This is a genomic window from Streptomyces sp. NPDC006687, from assembly GCF_040636215.1.
Lineage (GTDB): Bacteria > Actinomycetota > Actinomycetes > Streptomycetales > Streptomycetaceae > Streptomyces.
Genome location: NZ_JBEYJJ010000004.1, coordinates 89950 through 107655, shown reverse-complemented (window position 1 = coordinate 107655; position 17706 = coordinate 89950). Strand labels below are relative to the sequence as shown.

The following is a 17706-nucleotide window of genomic DNA, read 5'->3' as shown; positions in this document are numbered from 1 at the left end:
GAGAATGCACGGTCCCTCTTTCCTCTCGCTGGTTCTTCCTCACAGGCGCGGGAGCGTCCCGAGGAGCAGGCGCCGCCTGGTCTCCGCGACCCGCACCTTCCCGCTGGTGGTCACGGGCAGCCCGCCCCGGGGCAGCAGCACGACCTCGCGGACGTACAGGCCGAGCGCGTCCGCCAGCCGCCGCCGCGCCCCCGCGGCCACCTCGGCGGGCGGGGGCGCGCCGGGGCCGCCGGCCACCTCCGCGACCAGGCAGACCCGGCCGCCCGGCTCCCCGCCGTCGTCGCCCTCGCCGTCGTCGCCCCCACCGTCCGCCTCCCGGTCCGTGACGCAGAAGGCGGCGCAGCGGCCCGGGCGCAGGCCGGGCACCTCCTCGCAGGCCGCGAGGACGTCCGCCGGGTAGAAGGTGCGGCCGTGGTGGACGAGGACGTCATCCGTCCGGCCCACCACGAACAGGTGGCCGTCGTGCACGAATCCCCGGTCGCCCGTCGCGTGCCACCTCGCCGGCCGCCGCGCGTGGGGCCAGTAGCCGCGGAACAGCTGCGGGCCGCGGACCACGACCTCACCCAGGTGGGGGCCGCTGCCGCGTCCGGGGGGCCGGGGCCGCACCCGGACCTGCGTGCCCGGCAGCGGCGTCCCCGAGGAGAGCAGGACCGTGGCGGGCTTCCCCGGGACGGCGGCCTCCACCCTCCCCGCCCGCAGAGCGGCGGTGCGCACGGCCAGCCGGGCCGGCGGGCTGTCGGGGGTGGAGGCGGTGACGGTGAGGGTGGCCTCCGCCATGCCGTACGAGGGGCACAGGCTCGCCGGGGAGAAGCCGGCGGCGGCGAACCGCGCCGTGAACCGCTCGGCCGTCCCGGCCCGCACCACCTCGCCCGCGCTGCGCGCCACCCGCCAGCGCCGCAGATCGAGCCGGGCCAGTTCCTCGTCGGTGACCTTGCGGGCGCACAGGGCGTACGCGAAGTCGGGCGCGCTGGACAGGGTCCCGCCGTGCTCCGTGACGGCCGACAGCCAGGCCGCGGGGCGCCGGACGAAGGCGTCGGGCGCCATCAGCACGGAGGCGTAGCCGCTGAAGAGGGGCCGCGGGACGCCGGTGACCAGCCCCATGTCGTGGTGGAGCGGCACCCAGGTCACGGCCACGTCGTCCCGGCGCTCGGCGTAGACGCGGGCGGCCTGCGCGCAGCTGGCGTGCAGCGCCCGGTGGCTGATGACCACCCCCTTGGGGGCCCCGGTCGAACCGGAGGTGTACTGGAGGAAGGCCGGGGCGTCCGGCGGCGGCGCGGGCGCCGGCGCGGACGGAGGGGCCGCGGCCCGGGCCGCCGTGGCCGGACCGGGCCAGGCGTGCACCCCGCCGGGGACGTCGAGGTCCCCCAGGGCGGTGAGGACGCAGGCGTGCCAGGGCGCGGTGGTGACGACCAGGGAGGGACGGCAGTCGGCGACGATGCCCCGCAGCCGCCGTCCGAACGCCTCGGTCCGCGTGGTCGCCGGGGTGGCCGCGGGGACCGGCAGGACGCCCCGTCCCATGGCCGCCAGCAGGACGGCGACGAAGGACTCGTCGTTCGGCAGCACCATGACCAGCCGGTCGCCACTCCGGACTCCGAGCGCGCCCAGCCCCGCGCCGACGGCCTCCACGAGGGCGGCCAGCCGCCGGTAGTCCAGCCGCCGGACCTCGTCCCCGTCGAGGCAGGTCAGCGCGGGGGCGTCCGGCCGGCGCAGGGCATGGCGCAGGAGCCGGCCCGGGACGGTCGGGGACCACGGCTCCACGGTCATCCCGGGCCCTCGCCCGCTGCCGCCGGGACCCCGGCGAGGACGGACAGTCCGGCGCGCCGGATCTTGCCGCTGGCGGTGCGGGGCAGCGCTCCGGAGGCGGCCGGGACGACCCGCGGCGCGGGCAGGCCGAGCCGGCGCGCCGACGCCTCCACGGCGGGGACCGGGTCGGGGCCGGCGGGGCCGTGCTCGACGAAGCAGACGGGTGCGCCGGAGCCGGGGAGGACGACCGCGTCCGTGACGCCGGGCAGCAGCCGGACCTCGTGTTCGAGCCGGGCCGCGCGCAGTTCCTGCGGGGTCCCGGCCCGGCCGATGACGAACAGGTACCCGTCGGCGTCGAGGAAACCGACGTCCCCCGTGGCGTGCACGGGCGCCTCGGCCGCGCCCCGGTCGGCGGCGCGCAGCCGGATCCCGATCTCCCCGGCCTCGCCCGGGGGCAGGGCCCGGCCCTCGCGGGTGACCTCGACGCGGATCCCGGGCAGGGGGCGGCCGACGGAGCCGGGCCGCTCCAGCCACTCGGGGGTGGTGATCTCCGTCAGGACGCTCCTGGACGTGCCGTAGTACTCGTGCAGGACCGGCCCGAACAGCTCGATCGCCGCGCGCTTCACCCCGGGCGGGCAGGCCGCCCCGCCGTGGAAGACCACCCGGAACGTCCGCTCCGGCGCCAGGCCCGCCCCGACCAGGGAGGTCAGCCGGTCCGGGCTGAGCATGACGCTGTCGGCCGCGTACCGGTCGGCCAGTTCGGCGAAGCCGGCCGGCGACCAGGTGCGCTGGACGACGACCGCGCTGCCCGCCTGGAGCGCGTACAGGGCCGGCCCCAGGGTGCCGAGGTGGTAGGTGGGGTTGGCCATCAGGTGCGGGCCCCGGTCCGGGCCGGCGGCGTACCGCTCGATGACGGCCACCCCCTTGTAGGGCCGGGCGGGGCGGGTCCGTACGACGGCCTGCGGGAGGCCCGTGGTGCCCGAGGTGGCGAGGACGAGGTGCCCGGCCGCGCGGGGCACGGCCGGGGCGGGGGAGCCGGGGGCGGACAGCAGCTCCTCGTCGCCGACGGCCGGACAGGGCAGCGCGGGGCCGTCCGCCGGAGGCGGTCCGGCGGTGACGTGGAGGGCGGCGCCCGCGTCGGTCAGCAGGGCCGGGCCCCCGGGGAGGGCCAGCAGCTCGGGGGCGACGGGGAAGAGGCCGTACCCGTGCCGCAGCGCGGCCAGGACCAGCGCGAAGAAGCGGGGTCCGGTGGGGATGTCGGTGGACAGGACCGCGCCGTCGGGCAGGCCCCGCGCGCGCAGGGCGCCGGCCAGGGCGTCGGCGCGGCCGGTCAGTTCGGCGAAGGAGCAGGACTCGTCGCCGGCGACGACGGCCGTACGGCGGGGGGCCGTCCGCGCCGTGGCCCACGGGTCCCAGAGGTGGGGGCGCATGGTTCCTCAGCGTCCGGGCGTCGAGGGGGCGGGCACGGCGGTCCCGGCCCGCGCGTGGAGCGCGGCGGCCAGGGCGGCGAAGCCGGGCGTGGCGACGACCAGTTCGGTGTCGACCTCCATGCCCAGGAGCTCCTCCAGGCGGACGGCGAGCTCGACGGCGGCGACGGAGTCCCCGCCGAGCGAGAAGAAGTCGTCGGCGGGTCCGGCCGGCCGGCCGAACACCTCGGCTGCGGCGGTCAGTACGGCGTCGATCGGTGCGGGGGGCATGGCGCCTCCTGTGGTGGGTGGTACGGGTCGTTGCCGCTCAGCGGGCCGGGCGGGCGTCGGCGGCGGCCGCCGCGAGGACGTCGTCGAGGAGGGCCCGCGCCAGCGGCCGGCCCACCCGGCGCCCGTCGTAGACCAGGCCGATGAGGAGCCGGTCGCGGTACTCGGCGCAGCGCAGGTGCAGCGCGTGGCCGTCCGCGAAGGTGATCCGGCGCAGCGGGTAGGCGTCGGCGGTGATCCGCAGTGCGCCCGCCTCCCGGGATCCGCTGTGCGCGCCCTCGAAGCGCCGCAGGTTCACGTACAGGTCCCGGGGGACCGGCGCGCCGTGCTCCGCCTCGGCCCGCCGGGTCAGCTCCGCCGTCTCCCCGGCGGTCAGCCGCTGGTGCCTGAGCGCCTCCAGCAGCCCGGCGCGGACCCGGTCGCGCACCGCGCCGGGGTCGCCCGCGGCGTCGGTGACGGTCAGCGGGCAGGAGCCGGCAAACATCCCGACCACGTCCCGGTCCCGGGACGGCCGGGAGTCCATGGAGGTCCACAGCCCCACCTCCGTCCTGCCGGTGCGGGTGGCGAGCGCGTGGACGAAGGAGCCGACCGTCCACTGGAGCAGGGTGGAGCGCCGCTCCTCGCAGGCGCGGCGCAGCGCGGCGGTGGCGGCGGCGCCGAGTTCGGCCCGCAGGGTGCCGTCCTCGGTGGCCGGCGCTCCGTCCGGGCGGACCCACGGAGTGCGGGCCAGGAAGCCGAGGCGTTCGCGCCAGCTCGCCAGGGCCCGCTCCCGCCGGTCCGGGCCGGTGCCCGACCGCTGGCGGGCGGCGGCCTCCGCGAACGACGGGGCGCTGTCCGCCACGGAGCCGCCGCGCCGCAGGGCCTCGTAGTCGCGCCACACCTCGTGGCCGAACAGGTGGTGGGACCGCCCGTCGAAGACCAGGTTCTGGAAGGTGGCGAGCAGCGCGTGCCGGCCCGCGTCGCCGCGCAGCAGCCGCAGGGCGAAGGGCCGTTGCTCCCCGTACGCCCAGGGGGTGACGGTGTCCCGCGAGAGCAGGGCCGCCGCGTAGCGGGAGAACTGCCCGGGCGAGGCGGCGCCGACCTTGCGGTACTCGACGACCTGCTCGTCCGCGCCGATGGGCCGGGTCCACTGCCGGGGCCGGGGGCCGGGGTCCAGCCGCAGGTGCAGGGCGTCGTGCCGGACGACGAAGGCGCGGACGGCCTCCAGCAGGGCGTCGGCGTCGAGGTCGCCGAGGATCTCGAAGCCGAGCCGGACGTTCTTGTGGGCCCATCCGCCGGTACGGGTCTTGGCGAGGAACCAGTCCTGCTCGTAGGTGAGCGGGACGGGGGTGCCGGGCGCGGGCCGGGCGCCGGCGGGGGCGGTGGTCAGGTCAGGCACAGGTACTCCTCGCCGGTCTCCTTGAGGGCGGCGGGCGCGCCCGCCTCGACGATCCGGCCGTCGCGCATGACGATGACCTGGTCGGCCTCGTCCAGGACGGTCAGCCGGTGGGCGATGACGACGACGGTGATCCCGGCGGCCAGCAGCCCCCGCATGACGGACTCCTCCAGCGCCGGGTCCAGGGCGCTGGTCGCCTCGTCGAGAATGACCAGCTTCGGCTGCTTGGCCAGCGCCCGGGCCAGCACGATCCGCTGCCGCTGGCCGCCCGACATCCCGTGGCCGCCGGGGGCGACCAGGGTGTTGTAGCCCATCGGCATGGCCTCGATCTCGGTGTGGACGTGCGCGAGTTGCACGGCCTTGATCAGGTCGGCGTCGCTGATGTCCTCGGTGCCGAGGAGGATGTTGTCGCGGATGGAGCCGCCGAACAGGTGGGCGTTCTGGTTGACGTAGCCGATGCGCCGCCGGTAGGTCGGCCGGTCCAGCTCTTCCAGGTCGTGCCCGTCGACCGTGATCTCGCCGCCGGTGGGGGAGTACAGCCCGGCGAGCAGCATGCCGAGGGTGGACTTGCCGGAGCCCGACCGGCCGACGACGGCCACGAACTGGCCCGGGCGGACGTCCAGCGAGATGCCGGCGAGGGTGGGCCGGGGGGCGCCGGGGTAGCGGAAGGAGACCTCGCGCACCGAGAGGCGGCCCGGTTCGGCGACGCCCGTCCCGGCGAGTGCGCCGCGCGGTTCGGGCGCGGCGCGCAGCACGTCGTCGAGCCGGGCGAGGGTGGGCCGGACGGCGGCCAGCTGGGAGCCGGCGTCGAACATGCCCTCCAGCGGGACGAACAGGGCGATCGTCAGGGTCATGAAGCCCATGGCCTCACCCAGGGAGTTGCGGCCGCTCAGCACCAGCCAGATCCCCGCGAGCAGGACGCACAGCGGGGCGCCGAAGCGGACGGTGCGGCTCAGGGAGGCGAAGAGGCCGAGGCTGCGGCGGGCGCCCAGGCGCTTGTTGACCTCGTGGACCAGGGTGTGGGACCAGCGTTCGGCGGCCCGGCCCTCCAGACCGCTGGACTTCAGGGAGGAGATGCTCTCCAGCATCTCGACGAGCTCCTCCTGCGCCTTGGTCTGGCGTTCGAGGACCTCCTGGCTCAGCTCGGTCTGGCGGCGCCAGGTGAGGGCGAGGATCCCGGCCTGTACGGCGACCAGGGCGGCGACCAGCGCCGCCAGCAGGGGGTTGGTCAGGAACATCGCGACCAGGTAGGCGACGATCAGCACGCTGTCCAGGCCGGCCGAGACCGCGGTCAGGCTCAGCACCTGGACCAGGACGTTGCTGGCCCGGGCCCGCATGGCCAGGTCGCCGGGGGTGCGCACGGTGAAGAAGTCGTAGGGCAGGTCGGCCAGGTGGCCGACGATCCCCAGGGTGAGCCGCTTCTCGATCACGGCCTGGCGCCGGGCGACCAGGAACGACCGGGCCAGCTGGAGGAGGAAGAACAGCACGCCGAGCCCGGCGAGCAGTCCGGCGGCGCCCCACAGCGTGGCGGCGGAGCCGTCGGGCACCACCCGCTCGACGAGGTACCCGGCGGTGAGCGGCAGCGCGAGCTCGAAGGCCATCAGCCCGGTCGACGCGGCGAGCAGGAGCCCCAGCTCCCTGCGGCCGGGCAGGAACTGCCGCAGCCGGCGCCAGGGGCCGCTCGCCCCGCCGCCGTGGGCGGGGGAGGCCGCGCCCTCCAGGGGCGGGTCGAACTCCAGGGCCACGCCGGTGAAGGACTCGGCGACGGAGGCTCTGCTGAGGCGGCGGCGCCCGTACGCGGGGTCGACGACGTCCACGTACTCCTTGCCGGCGCCCTCCAGGACGACGAAGTGGTTGAAGTTCCAGAACAGGATGGCGCCGGGCCGCAGCCGGGCGAGGGCGTCCAGATCGGCGCGCACGCCCCGGCCCTTGACCCCGTACTCGCGGGCGATCTCCAGCAGGGTGCGGGCCGAGGCGCCGTTGCGGCCGGAGTCGGCGCGGGCGCGGACGGCGTCGAGGGAGACGTCGACGCCGTGGTGGCGCAGGACGGTCACCAGCGCGGCGGGGCCGCAGTCGCTGACCTGGGTCTGGAAGCAGACGGGCAGCCGGCCGGCGCGGGAGCGTCCGGAGAGCCGTTCGCGGAAGGCCGCCGCCCGCGCGGCGAACCCCCGGGGGCGGGCCGGCGCGGGGGTGTGGCCGAGGACCGGCCCGAGGCCGTCGCGCCTGCGGTGATGTTCGAGCGCCTCGCTCCGGAAGCGCGATTCACCGGCCATGGATCCCGGTCCCCTTTCCTGTGCACGTCACCGGCGTGTGCCGAGAAGAAATCCCGGCACACGCCGGTACCCGGCTTTGTTAGATGACGCAGCCGCGCTGGAGCGAGAACTGGCCGCCGACGATGTCGTCCAGCTCCTCGTCGGACAGCTCGGTGATGTCGATCTCGACGTTGTCGATGTTGTTCATGTCGATTCCTTCCATAAGTGGCTTCCTCGTGGCCCGGACCCGGTCCGCGATTCTTCTCGGGATGGCAGCCGGGGGATGGCAACCGGCCGAATTTCGTGGCGGGGGCCGGGGTGCCGGGCGCGGAGAAGCGAATTGATTTGCATTGATATTCCGGTCCGGTTGACCGGACATTTGAACTGTAGGGCTTTTTCCGGCGGGCGGGCAAGACCTTTACCGGGGATATCTTGAATTGATTTTCTTCGCGGAAACCGGGCATGCGGGAATTCCCGCGCCCATAATCTCGGGCACGGGATTTCCGGGAGAGGGGAATTCCGTTCCGGCGGTTACCAGCGGTGGCAGACGGCGAAATGCGCCGTGAGGACGTAGGGCAGGGTGCCGTCGGGGGCGCGCAGGGCCTCCAGGGCGCCGTACGCCGTGGCGCGGGCGGCCGGCAGCCGGCCGGGCGGGACGCTCTCCCAGAAGGCGCGGGCGGCGGTGGACCAGGTCCACTCCCACCAGTGGTCCGGGTCCCGGAAGGTGGCCTCCAGGCGCTCCTCGTACAGCTCGACGGAGGCGAACCCCGCCTGGTAGACGAGCCGTTCGACGCGCTCCGGGGTGAGCGGGGGGCTCTGCCCGGGCACGTCGGTCTCGATCTCCTCGCGTGTGCCCGGGCCGAAGGGCCTGGTCGCCTCGACCACCCGGTTCCAGCCGGGCGCCTCCGCGCCCCACCAGGAGAGCGCCAGCCGGCCGCCCGGGCGGAGCGCCGCGTGGAACCGCCCCAGCGCTCCGCCGGGCCGGCGCAGGAAGCTGAGCAGCATGCCCGCCGTGACGGCGTCGTAGCCCTCGGGGGGCGCGGCGGGAAGCGCGGCCCGCGGGTCCTCGGCGTCGGCCGTGTACGCGCGGACCCAGTCCAGTCCGTGCTCGGCGGCCCGCTGCCGGGTGCGGTGGGTCATCGCCGGGGACACGTCGATGCCCGTCACCGCGCCCCGGGGGCCGACCGCACGGGCCGCGGGGAGCAGACAGGCGCCGGCGCCGCAGCCGGCGTCCAGCACCCGCTCCCCCTCGGCGACGCGGGCGTGACGGACCAGCAGGCGCCCCGCGACGGGCAGCAGGTCGATGCCGACCCGGTCGTAGGTGGCGGCGGCGCGGTCGAAGAGCCCGGCGATGCCGCCGTCCTCGGCGGGGCCGGGTGCCTCGGCGCCTGTGCCCCGGGGGGTGCCGGGCGGGGCGGTGAGGGGACGGGACATGGGGACTCCTTCCGGGCGGGCCGGGACGGCCCGGGACGAACGTGTGCGCGCGTGGAGCGCCGGTGCGGCCTAGTGGATGCGGACGCGGAGCCCGAGGACGCGGTCGGCGCCCATCGGTGCGGCCCGCCGGAAGGTGGCCGGGTCGTGGTCCACGCGGATGCCGTCGGCCGCGAGCACCCGGCACAGGGCCTCGGTCGCCCCGCGCGCCAGGGGAGCGCCGACGCAGTAGTGGGAGCCGGCCCCGAAGGCCAGCTGGAGGCCCTCGCGGGCGCCGGGGCGCCAGTCGAGGGGCTCGGGGAAGGCGGTGGCGTCGAGGTTCGCGGCCGCCAGGATGAGCATGACCCGCTGCCCGGCCTCGACCCGGTGCCCGGCGATCTCCATGTCCTGGACGGCGTACCGGGGCGCGAAGCGGAACGGGCAGCTGATCCGGAGCACCTCCTCGGTGAACTCCGCCCGCCCCTCGCTCCCGGCGACGGCCTCCGCGGGGCCGCCGCCCCGCATGACCACCTCGGTCAGGATCGCGGCGAGCGGGTCGAGGGTGCCGGTGACGATCTGCGCGGTCACCGCCACGGCGACGTCGTGCCCCAGCCGCGGGTCCTCGGCCATGTCCCGCAGGATCCTCGCGAGTTCGCCCTGACCCCCGTCCAGGACGTACGCGCGGACCCCGGCGCGGGCGCGGTCCAGGGAGGCGTTGGCCTCGCGCGCCAGGCCGTCGTCGGTGTACGAGCGGGGCTTGGCCAGGTACGCCATCAGCCCGTCCGTGGCCTCGGCCAGGTCCGCCATGCGCGCGGTGCTCGTACCGAACAGCCGGGCCAGCAGGGCCAGGGAGTACGGCCGGCAGAACGCGGCAGCCCAGTCGCACTCCCCGCCCGCCGCGAGCAGCCCGTGCAGCAGACCGCGGCAGTCCTCCTCCAGCTCCTTGACGAGCGCGGTGACGTTCGCGCGGTCGAGGGCCGGCCGGATGCGGGAGCGCAGGTCCTGGTGGTAGTCGCCGGAGCTGAACACCGGCCACAGGGCCACGAAGTCCCGCACCGGCCGGTGCAGGGCGATCTGCTCCTCGGACAGCCCGGTGCCGGCCAGCGGGTCGCGCAGGGTGGAGCTGGTCAGCCCCGGATGCGTGAGGAGTTCGCGCACCAGGTCGTAGCCGGTGACGAACAGCGCTCCGGAGCGCGGGTCCTTCATGGCCGCGGCCGTCGCCATGGCCCGCAGGGCCTCGCGCGGGTCCGCCTCGGAGTAGTCGCCGTAGAGCAGTTCGGCGAGCTGGTCCGGGTCGTTCATCGGGGTCTCCTTCACGGCGCGCCGGGTCCTTCCGGGCGGACGGTCCGCCCGGTGCGCGCGGATGTGTACAGGGCGAGGGTCAGGGCGAGGGAGCGGCGTGCCTCTTCCCCGCTGACGGCGGGGGGCCGGCCCTCTTCCACGGCCTCGCAGAAGTCGGCCAGCTGGGCGCGGTGCGAGGCGCCGGGCAGGCCCGTGGGGTCGCGCTCGTCGTCGTAGATCACCGGGAGGTCCGCGCTCTGGTCGCCGGCGCCGTACGCGCCGTACGGGTCCTCGGTGTCGCCGTCGGCGCGGGCGTGGTACCAGGCCAGGCGGTCGTCGTCGAGGACCGCCGAGCCCCGGTCCCCGTGGACGGCCAGGCGGGCCGTGCGCCCCGGGTAGGCGGCCGTGGTCGCCAGTACGGTGGCCAGCGCGCCGCCCGCGAAGCGGATCACGGCGGCCGCCGTGTCCTCCACGTCGATGCCGCGGTGGGCCAGCAGGGCCGTGTGGGCCGACACCTCCACCGCCTCGCCCATGACCCACTGGAGCAGGTCGAGGGTGTGGACGCCCTGGTTCATGACCGCGCCGCCGCCGTCGAGGCGGGCCGTGCCGCGCCACTGCCCGGAGTCGTAGTAGCCCTGCGACCGCCACCAGGGCACCTCCGCGTGCGCCGAGGTCGGCGTGCCCAGCGCGCCCGCGCGCACCGCGTCGTGCAGGAACCGGGCGGCGGGGTCGAACCGGTGCTGGAGGACGACGCCCAGGGTGCGCCCGCTCGCACGGGCCGCCGCCAGCAGCCGGTCGGCCGCCTCCAGGCTCACCTCCAGCGGCTTCTCGACGAGTACGTGCTTGCCCGCGCGCAGCGCCGCCACGCCGGTCTCGGCGTGCAGGCCGCTGGGCACGCACACGCACACCGCGTCGATGTCGGGGCGGGCCAGCAGCTCCCGCGCCGACCCGTACCACGCGCAGCCGTGCTCGGCCGCCAGGGCGCGGGCCCGGTCCGGGCCCCGGCCCGCGACGGCCACCAGGGTGGCCCGCCCGGGGAGCCGGGCGAGGGTCCGGGCGTGGACCCCGCCGATCACTCCTGCGCCGATGATGCCGAATCTGAGCATCCTGTCTTCCTGTTGATCGGGGTCGGACGGGTGGGGAGGGGGCCGCTCAGGCGGGCAGGCCGGCCACCGCGAGGGGCTCCCCGGCGGGCGGCCCCTCGTCCAGCAGGGCCGCCGTGAGCCCGTCGTGGTGCGCCTCGGCCCACAGGGCGTCGCGCTCGATCCAGTCGGCGACGCCCGACTCCACCAGCCCGACGAAGGCGGCCTCGCCCTCCGACGCCCGCCGCCGCACCAGGTCCAGCGTGAAGCGGATCCGGGCCGCGGCGAGGGCGGCCAGGCCCGTGCGCCGCTGCGGGGGCAGTCCGTACCCGTCGGCCAGCAGCCGCAGCCGCCGTCCGCGGTCCGGCGGGGTCCGCCAGCCGAAGCCCGCGCACCCCTCGTCGTCCGTCAGGGGCGCGAACTGCCAGGCGGCCTGTGCCAGGTCCCACTCCGGGACCTCGCGCCCGGCGGCCTCCCAGTCGATGAAGGCGACCGGCCGCCCGTCGACGAAGACGGTGTTGCGCGGAGCGATGTCGTTGTGGCAGACCACCGTCTCCGGGCCCGAGGTGGCCGGCTCGAACGCCCAGCGCGCGGGCTCCGGCGAGAACCCCTCGGCGGCCCGGTGCATCCGGCGCATCAGCCGTCCCACCAGGAACACCGCGCTGTCCGACACCTCCGCCACCCGCGGGTTCTCCGGGACGTGGCCCTCCACGTACTCCAGGACCTCGCGCCCCTGTTCGTCGAGGCCCAGCGCCCTCGGGGCGCCCCCGAAGCCGACGCGCTCGAAGTGGCCCAGCAGCCCCTGGACCGCCGGGGTCCACGGGCCGGCCGGACGGCGGACCGTGTCCCCGATCCGCACCACCCGGGACATGCCGGCGTGCTCTTCCCCGTCCTTCACCGCTCCCGCTCCCCTCGTACCGTCCCCGCCCCGCGCGCGCCGCTCACGAGAGGGCGCCCACCGGCGCCATCCGTCCGGCCCCCGGCTCCACGCCCAGGTCGCGCAGCAGCCGCAGCTGCTCGTGGATCCGGCGCGCCCCCGTGTCGACGTCGCGGTGCACCCGGGGCGCCAGGGCCATGCGTTCCATGCACTTCTCCACCCGCAGGTTCTCCAGGCGGCCGCGCTCCGGCATCAGCCAGTGGTCGAACTGGTGCTGCCACAGCAACAGCACCGCGTCGTCGTTGCGTTCGCGGACGTCGTCGAGCGCGGTGAGCTGGAGGCTGCGGGCGTCGTCGCTGTTCATCCCGATGTGCGACCACCAGGTGTGGGTGTCGTCGGGGTCCTCGATCTCGATGCGCAGCCGCTCGCGGTCCTCCCACAGCGGCATGGTCTCGTCGGAGATCGAGAAGAAGTTGAGCATGAAGTGCCCGGAGTACTCGTCCACCAGGAAGTCGCGGGTCTCGCCGAACAGCTCCGGGGTCTCGCCCGGGTAGCCGATCATGAAGAAGACCACGTAGCCCAGCTCGCTGCCGCGCAGCGCGTGGAAGGCCCTCCGGTTCTGCTTCGCCGAGACCCGCTTGCTCATCAGCTTCAGGACCTCGTCGCTCATCGCCTCGAAGCCGATGTGCAGCTTGTAGCAGTGCGCCTCCAGCAGGGCGTCCACCAGCGCCTCGGAGTCCACCGTGTTGGCCCGGCTGAAGCCCTCCCAGCGCACCCCCGCCTCCGGAAGGATCTCCAGGAGCCGGCGCAGCCGGGTGGGCGGTACCGTGAAGGTGGAGTCCATCGCGGAGATCATCCGCGCCTCGTTCTCGTCGGCGTAGGCCAGCCAGTCCTGCTTGATCTTCTCCGCCGACTTGTAGCGCCACTTGGGTGAGGCCGCCGGGAACGAGCAGAACTTGCAGTCGAACGGACAGCCGCGCATCGACTCGTACGGGACGATCGGGTACCGCCCCCTGAGCCGGGGCGAGGGCTGCGCCTCGATGTCCATGTACTCCAGCGGGTTCACCCGGATCCGCCCGCCGTCGCGCCACACGGCGCCGGCGACCTCCTCCAGGGAGCGGTGCGCGCCCACGGCCTTCAGCACCGCCGGCAGGGCCCGCTCGCCGTCCCCGCGCACCACCGCGGTCACGCCGGGGAACTCCGACATCACCTGGTGGAACTTCAGGTTGGTGTACTGGCCGCCGCAGACCACGGGGACCGATGGCAGCCGCTCGGCGATCCAGTCCATGACCGTGGCGAAGATGGCCTTGCTCCACATGTACGTGGTGGACAGCAGGACCACGTCGAAATCACCCGGCGGCAGCTCGGCCTTGCCCGACCACACCCCGGCCAGGTCCATCAGGGCGTAGTCCTGCTCCGCCTCCTGGAGGATCGCCTCCAGCGTGAAGGTGGTCAGGTGCGGCACGGACGTGGTCCGCGGGCGGCACAGCATCCGCCGGCCGCCGCCGTCGGCGTAGGTGAACTCGGAGAAGTCCAGGTCCGGGCAGCCCGCGCGCTCCAGCATGGCCCGCGTACGGGCGTCACGGCCGGCGCCGCTCGTGTCGAACAGCGACCCCCGCAGGTAGTCGAGATTGACGTAGCTCGGTCCCAGACCGCACATCAGCAGGGCGCGCACGGGCTGTCCTTCCCCTCGGTATCGGATACGGGCACCGTGGCGGCGGGCCTCACGCGGCCGCCATGGCGTTGCCCAGGTAGTTGGGCAGGGCGGTCAGCCGGTCCCACTGGGCGTCGAGATCGGCCGGGTACGCCTCCCGGTAGCGCCGGGTGACCTCGGCGGCCTCGGCCCACGAGGCCGGCGTCCGGCCGCCGTTGTAGCCGGGGGCGAGCCGGTCGTAGAGCGTGGTCCCCGGGCGCAGGACCAGCTGGTTGAGCCCGAAGTCGGCGGGCAGCGAGGCCGCCCAGTCCACGAGCTCCCCGCCGGCGCAGGCCGGATCGTCGGGCAGGCCCAGCAGGACGAAGGCGAACGGCTTGATGCCGGCGTCCGCCAGCTTGCGGATCGCCTCGGAGACCTTCTCCGGAGGCACCCGCTTGCCCACCCCGGCGTCGGCGACCCCGGGGGACTCCGCGCCCAGCCACATGCCCCGGCAGCCGGCGTCCGCCCAGCGCCGGACGTCGGTGCGCAGCACCACCTCCGCGCGGGTCTGGCCCGTCCACTCCAGGCCCGAGCCGGCCAGGCCGTCGCACAGGTCGCCGTAGAAGGTGCGGTGCAGTCCGAAGACGTAGTCGAGGAAGAACACCGACTCGGTGCCGCGTTCCTGGAGGGCGGCGGTCTCGGCCAGCGTCTGCGCGGCCGGCCGGTCCCGCATCCGGGCGCCGAAGGGCAGGTGGCAGAAGGAGCAGCCGTAGCTGCAGCCGCGTACGCCCATCACCAGCCCGCAGGCCGCCCGGCGGGTCCGGCCGTCCACCACCACCTCGGCGGTGTACGCCTGTGGGTCCGTCAGCCCGTACGCCGGCAGCGGCCAACCGTCGGCGGGAAGGTCCGGGTAGGTGCCGGCCGGCGGCAGGACGGGGGTCAGGGCGCGCCGGTGCAGGATGTCGCGCACCGCCTGGACGGCGGCGGAGTCGGCCTCGCCGCGCGCGACGTGGTCGACGCCCAGTTCCCGGCGGGTCGCCTCCGGCAGATGGGTGGGGTGCGGTCCGACGGCGAGCACGGGAACGCCCGGCCACAGCCCGCGCACCGCCTCCACGGCCTCCTTCACCCGCCCGAGGTCCAGCGGATAGCACTGGGCCCGGTCGGCCACGGCGGTCACCACGACCACCAGGTCCGGGGCGCTCCCGGCGACCGGGAGGCCGTCCAGCCGCCGGTCCCACAGGCTCACCGCCGTGCCGTCCCGCTGGAGGACCGCCGCGGCGTTGAGGACGTCCAGCGGCTGCTGGAGGAAGTGGCGCTCGAACTCGTCCTGGGCGACGACGAAACACACGTGGGTCATGCGGACTCCTGTCGGGGCGAGAAGACGGACCCGGCGGCCGTACGGGGCGCGGTACGGGCCGCGCCGGCCGGTCGCCCGATCCGCTCCGCCCCGCCCCGGGCCGCCTCGGCGGTCCGCGGCCGGACGGCGCCGACCAGCGAGGCGATCCGGCTCAGCGGGCGCAGGTCGGGCGGCGGGCAGGTGACGGCGGACAGGGAGGCGAGCAGGCCGGTCCAGGCGTTGTCGATGAGGGGGTCGGCGACCTCCAGCCGGCGGTTCCCGGCCGGGGTGCGCACGGTGATGCGGTGCACGTCGCGGCGGACCTGCCCGCGCCCGGGGCCCCCGAGGGGCTCCAGCTCGGCGGTGAAACGGGCCGTGGCCGTCTCCACCCGGACCAGGCGCTGGCGTTCGCCCGTCGCCTTCGGGTAGTCCCGGGTCCAGGCGGGGCGGGGCAGCGCGGCCTCGGCGCCCTCGCCCGCCACCGTGGAGAACAGCTCCACCGCCACCCCGCGCACGGTGGTGCGTTCGTGCGCGGCGGCCAGGGCGAGGGCGGGTTCGTACGCGGTGCGCAGCGCGCCCGGGGCCACGGGGCCGCGCAGGTAGGCGTCGTAGAGGGGGTCGGGCAGGAAGTGCCCGAGGGCGGCCAGCATGTGCAGCCACTCGTAGCCGAAGACCCCGTGGTCCCGGTCGACGAAGCGGCCCCGGGCCACGTCGGGCCTGCGATCCTTGGTGAAGGCCACGCGCAGCGCCCGGACCGGTTCGCCCGGCGCCTCGCGGGCGACCAGGCGCGCCATCGCGGCCAGTACGGCGGAGTCCCGGTACTGGTTCATCACCACGACCCGGGCCGCCGGCAGGGCGGCCAGCAGCTCGGCGAGGGCCCCGGCCTCCGCCGCGCGGCAGGCGGGCTTCTCCACCACGATCCGCGCGGCGGCGTCCAGGGCCAGTACGGAGGCCACCACGGGCAGGTGCGTGTGGGTCGGGGTGCACACCACCCAGACATCGATGTCACGGACGTCGGGGACCTCGCCGAACCCGCGCCACCACGACATCGCCGGGGCGGGGGCCCGCAGGGGTGCCGGGTCCAGGACGCTGACCTTCAGCCCCATCCGGGTGAGCACCCCGGCGTGCAGCCGCCCCACGCTGCCGTATCCGATGACACAGGCGTGTCCGCTCCCGTTCACGGGCGGGCCCGCCCCTGCGCCTGGCCGGGGGGCGTGTCGGCCACGTACGTCGCGTAGTACGTCTCGAACAGGCCCGCGTCCCGGACGGCCTCGTCGACCTCCCGCACGTGCACCCCCGGGGCGAGCGCGCCGGCCCGGCGGCACAGCTCCCGGACGGCGATCAGCGTGCCGGCCCGGTAGGCGTCGTAACCGGAGTTGGGGATGCCCTCGTACTCGAAGAGGTTGAGGGAGCGGCCGTCGCCCAGGAGGGTGGCCAGCCCCCCGCCGGGGAGGCGGTAGCGGGCGCCGACCCCGGTCAGGACGGACTCGGGCAGGCCCGCGCCGCCGGTGCTCAGCAGGCTGAAGTCCTTGGTGGCGAATCCGGCCAGGAGCACCCCGTCCGGCAGCAGCGCCAGGTCCTCGGCGCGCAGCAGCGGCTCGCCCGTGCTGCCCGTCACCAGGAAGGGGGAGCAGCGGCGCAGCGCGGCGTTCAGGGTGGGCTCGGTCTCGAAGCCCTGCTCGGCGGCCTGGATCAGGGTCAGGGTGTCCTGGTCGACCACGGTGACCCGGCAGCCCAGGGAGCGCAGCCGGCGGGCGAGCCGCGCGCCCAGCGTGCCGAAGCCCACGGCGACGACGCGGCGGCCGATGAACTTCTGACCCGGCACCAGCTCGCGCAGCCGCCGCAGACAGGAGTCGGCGATCTCCTCGTACGACAGCAGGCTCTTGAGCTGGGAACGGGCGACGTTGAAGACGGGTACGGCGGGCGGCGGCCCGCTCCCGATCCGCTTGAGCCCGCTGACGGTGAGTTCGACCACGGCGTCCACGGGCTCGCTCACCAGCCGGACGCTCCCGGGGCCGCGGGCGAGCAGCCCGCCGTCGTCGATGACCAGCACCCGGCGGCCGGCGCGGTGGGCGGCGGCGATGAACCGGTCGACGTCGGCGCCCACGCGCCGGGCGGCCGGGACCTCCTGGCCGAGGGCGGTCCCGTCGATGACGGAGTTGTCCAGCACGTCGCTGCGGTACCCCCGGGCGCGGAACCAGGCGTGCACCCGGTGCCGGCCCGCCGTGCGGTCGCCCTTGGCCAGCGCGTAGATCCACTCGCGCGGGATGCCCGCCCGCTCGGCCGCGAGGAGGAAGCCGACGCTGTTCTCCACGTAGTGGTCGCGGAAGACGAGCGCCCAGTCCCCGATCTCCGGCCCCCGGTCCGCGAAGTGGCGCAGCAGCGGCATGGCGGACCAGAGGGCGTCGACCTCCGCGGGGGTGAGCCGGTCGGTCCGCTCGCGTACCGCCTCGACGATCTCCCGTACCCGGGCGGGCAGTTGCGCGCCTTCGGCCACGTCGGCCAGTACGGCGGTGCGCCAGAGCGCGGGCTCCGGTACGACGGGGTCCAGGGTGCGGTGCCGGGCCGGCGCGGCCGGTTCCCAGACCAGGCGCACGTGGTGCCCCGCGATGCGGAGGGCGACGGTGCGGGGTGTGCCGTCCGGGCTCTCGTCCGTGTGCCACGCCGTCACCGGGTGCGGTGCGACGGCCTCGGATACGGCGTCGCGCACCTCGTCGGGCGTGGCCGGTCCGGTCAGCGCCTCGATCAGCCGCAGGGAGGCGAAGTCCCGTCCGCTGTCGGCTGGTTCGCCCCGGACGGTGGTCGTCTCGACCTCGACGGTCACCGCGCCGTCCCCCTCGGTCCGGCGGGCGGCGTGGATGGCATAACAGTCACAACGGACTCCTCGGATCAGGCATGACGAACGGGCGCGCCTGCGCGCGCGGTGATTCGTCAGGGGAGTGGCCGGTCGGTGCCGGGAAGGGGCACGCCACTGATCGCGGGCCGGTGGGTCACGGCCTGGCGTGGACGGCTTCTCCGGGGCG

Annotated in this window: 14 protein-coding genes; all 14 read right to left on the bottom strand. The window is 75.7% G+C overall.

The features are described from left to right. Window positions 1-39: 39 nt before the first annotated feature. A complete protein-coding gene (locus tag ABZ716_RS06940) occupies window positions 40-1764 on the bottom strand; it encodes an AMP-binding protein (protein WP_358957226.1) in 1725 nt (574 codons plus the stop codon). Continuing rightward, a complete protein-coding gene (locus ABZ716_RS06935; protein ID WP_358957223.1) occupies window positions 1761-3173 on the bottom strand; it encodes an AMP-binding protein in 1413 nt (470 codons plus the stop codon). The genes ABZ716_RS06940 and ABZ716_RS06935 overlap by 4 nt, the downstream gene beginning before the upstream one ends. Before the next feature lie 6 nt (window positions 3174-3179). Continuing rightward, window positions 3180-3440, bottom strand: a complete 261-nt coding sequence (locus ABZ716_RS06930; RefSeq protein WP_358812173.1) for an acyl carrier protein — start codon at window positions 3438-3440, stop codon at window positions 3180-3182. Window positions 3441-3477: 37 nt separating this feature from the next. After that, entirely contained in the window at window positions 3478-4815 is a 1338-nt protein-coding gene (locus tag ABZ716_RS06925; RefSeq protein WP_358957220.1) for a condensation domain-containing protein, read from the bottom strand. Next, window positions 4803-7085 (bottom strand): peptidase domain-containing ABC transporter, encoded by a 2283-nt coding sequence (locus ABZ716_RS06920; protein ID WP_358957218.1) that lies wholly within the window; start codon window positions 7083-7085, stop codon window positions 4803-4805. Before ABZ716_RS06920 ends, ABZ716_RS06925 begins: the two co-directional genes overlap by 13 nt. Window positions 7086-7164: 79 nt before the next feature. Beyond that, window positions 7165-7287 (bottom strand): hypothetical protein, encoded by a 123-nt coding sequence (locus ABZ716_RS06915; RefSeq protein ID WP_358957216.1) that lies wholly within the window; start codon window positions 7285-7287, stop codon window positions 7165-7167. Between the two features lie 308 nt (window positions 7288-7595). Next, window positions 7596-8498 carry a class I SAM-dependent methyltransferase gene (locus ABZ716_RS06910; protein ID WP_358957214.1) on the bottom strand — a complete coding sequence of 301 codons (903 nt, stop codon included), beginning with the start codon at window positions 8496-8498 and terminating at the stop codon, window positions 7596-7598. Window positions 8499-8567: 69 nt separating this feature from the next. Further along, entirely contained in the window at window positions 8568-9776 is a 1209-nt protein-coding gene (locus ABZ716_RS06905; protein WP_358957212.1) for a cytochrome P450, read from the bottom strand. Window positions 9777-9787: 11 nt separating this feature from the next. Beyond that, window positions 9788-10861, bottom strand: coding sequence for a Gfo/Idh/MocA family oxidoreductase (locus ABZ716_RS06900; protein ID WP_358957209.1), 1074 nt, complete (start codon window positions 10859-10861; stop codon window positions 9788-9790). Between the two features lie 46 nt (window positions 10862-10907). After that, the gene (locus ABZ716_RS06895; RefSeq protein ID WP_358957206.1) at window positions 10908-11735 is read right to left on the bottom strand and encodes a phosphotransferase; all 828 of its coding nucleotides are present in this window, start codon (window positions 11733-11735) and stop codon (window positions 10908-10910) included. A gap of 43 nt (window positions 11736-11778) precedes the next feature. Further along, the gene (locus ABZ716_RS06890) at window positions 11779-13389 is read right to left on the bottom strand and encodes a radical SAM protein (RefSeq protein ID WP_358812166.1); all 1611 of its coding nucleotides are present in this window, start codon (window positions 13387-13389) and stop codon (window positions 11779-11781) included. 49 nt (window positions 13390-13438) lie between these two features. Beyond that, a complete protein-coding gene (locus tag ABZ716_RS06885; RefSeq protein WP_358957204.1) occupies window positions 13439-14704 on the bottom strand; it encodes a radical SAM protein in 1266 nt (421 codons plus the stop codon). Continuing rightward, a complete protein-coding gene (locus ABZ716_RS06880) occupies window positions 14701-15864 on the bottom strand; it encodes a Gfo/Idh/MocA family oxidoreductase (protein WP_358957202.1) in 1164 nt (387 codons plus the stop codon). Before ABZ716_RS06880 ends, ABZ716_RS06885 begins: the two co-directional genes overlap by 4 nt. Next, window positions 15861-17507, bottom strand: a complete 1647-nt coding sequence (locus ABZ716_RS06875; RefSeq protein ID WP_358957200.1) for an NAD(P)-dependent oxidoreductase — start codon at window positions 17505-17507, stop codon at window positions 15861-15863. Before ABZ716_RS06875 ends, ABZ716_RS06880 begins: the two co-directional genes overlap by 4 nt. Window positions 17508-17706: the final 199 nt, after the last annotated feature.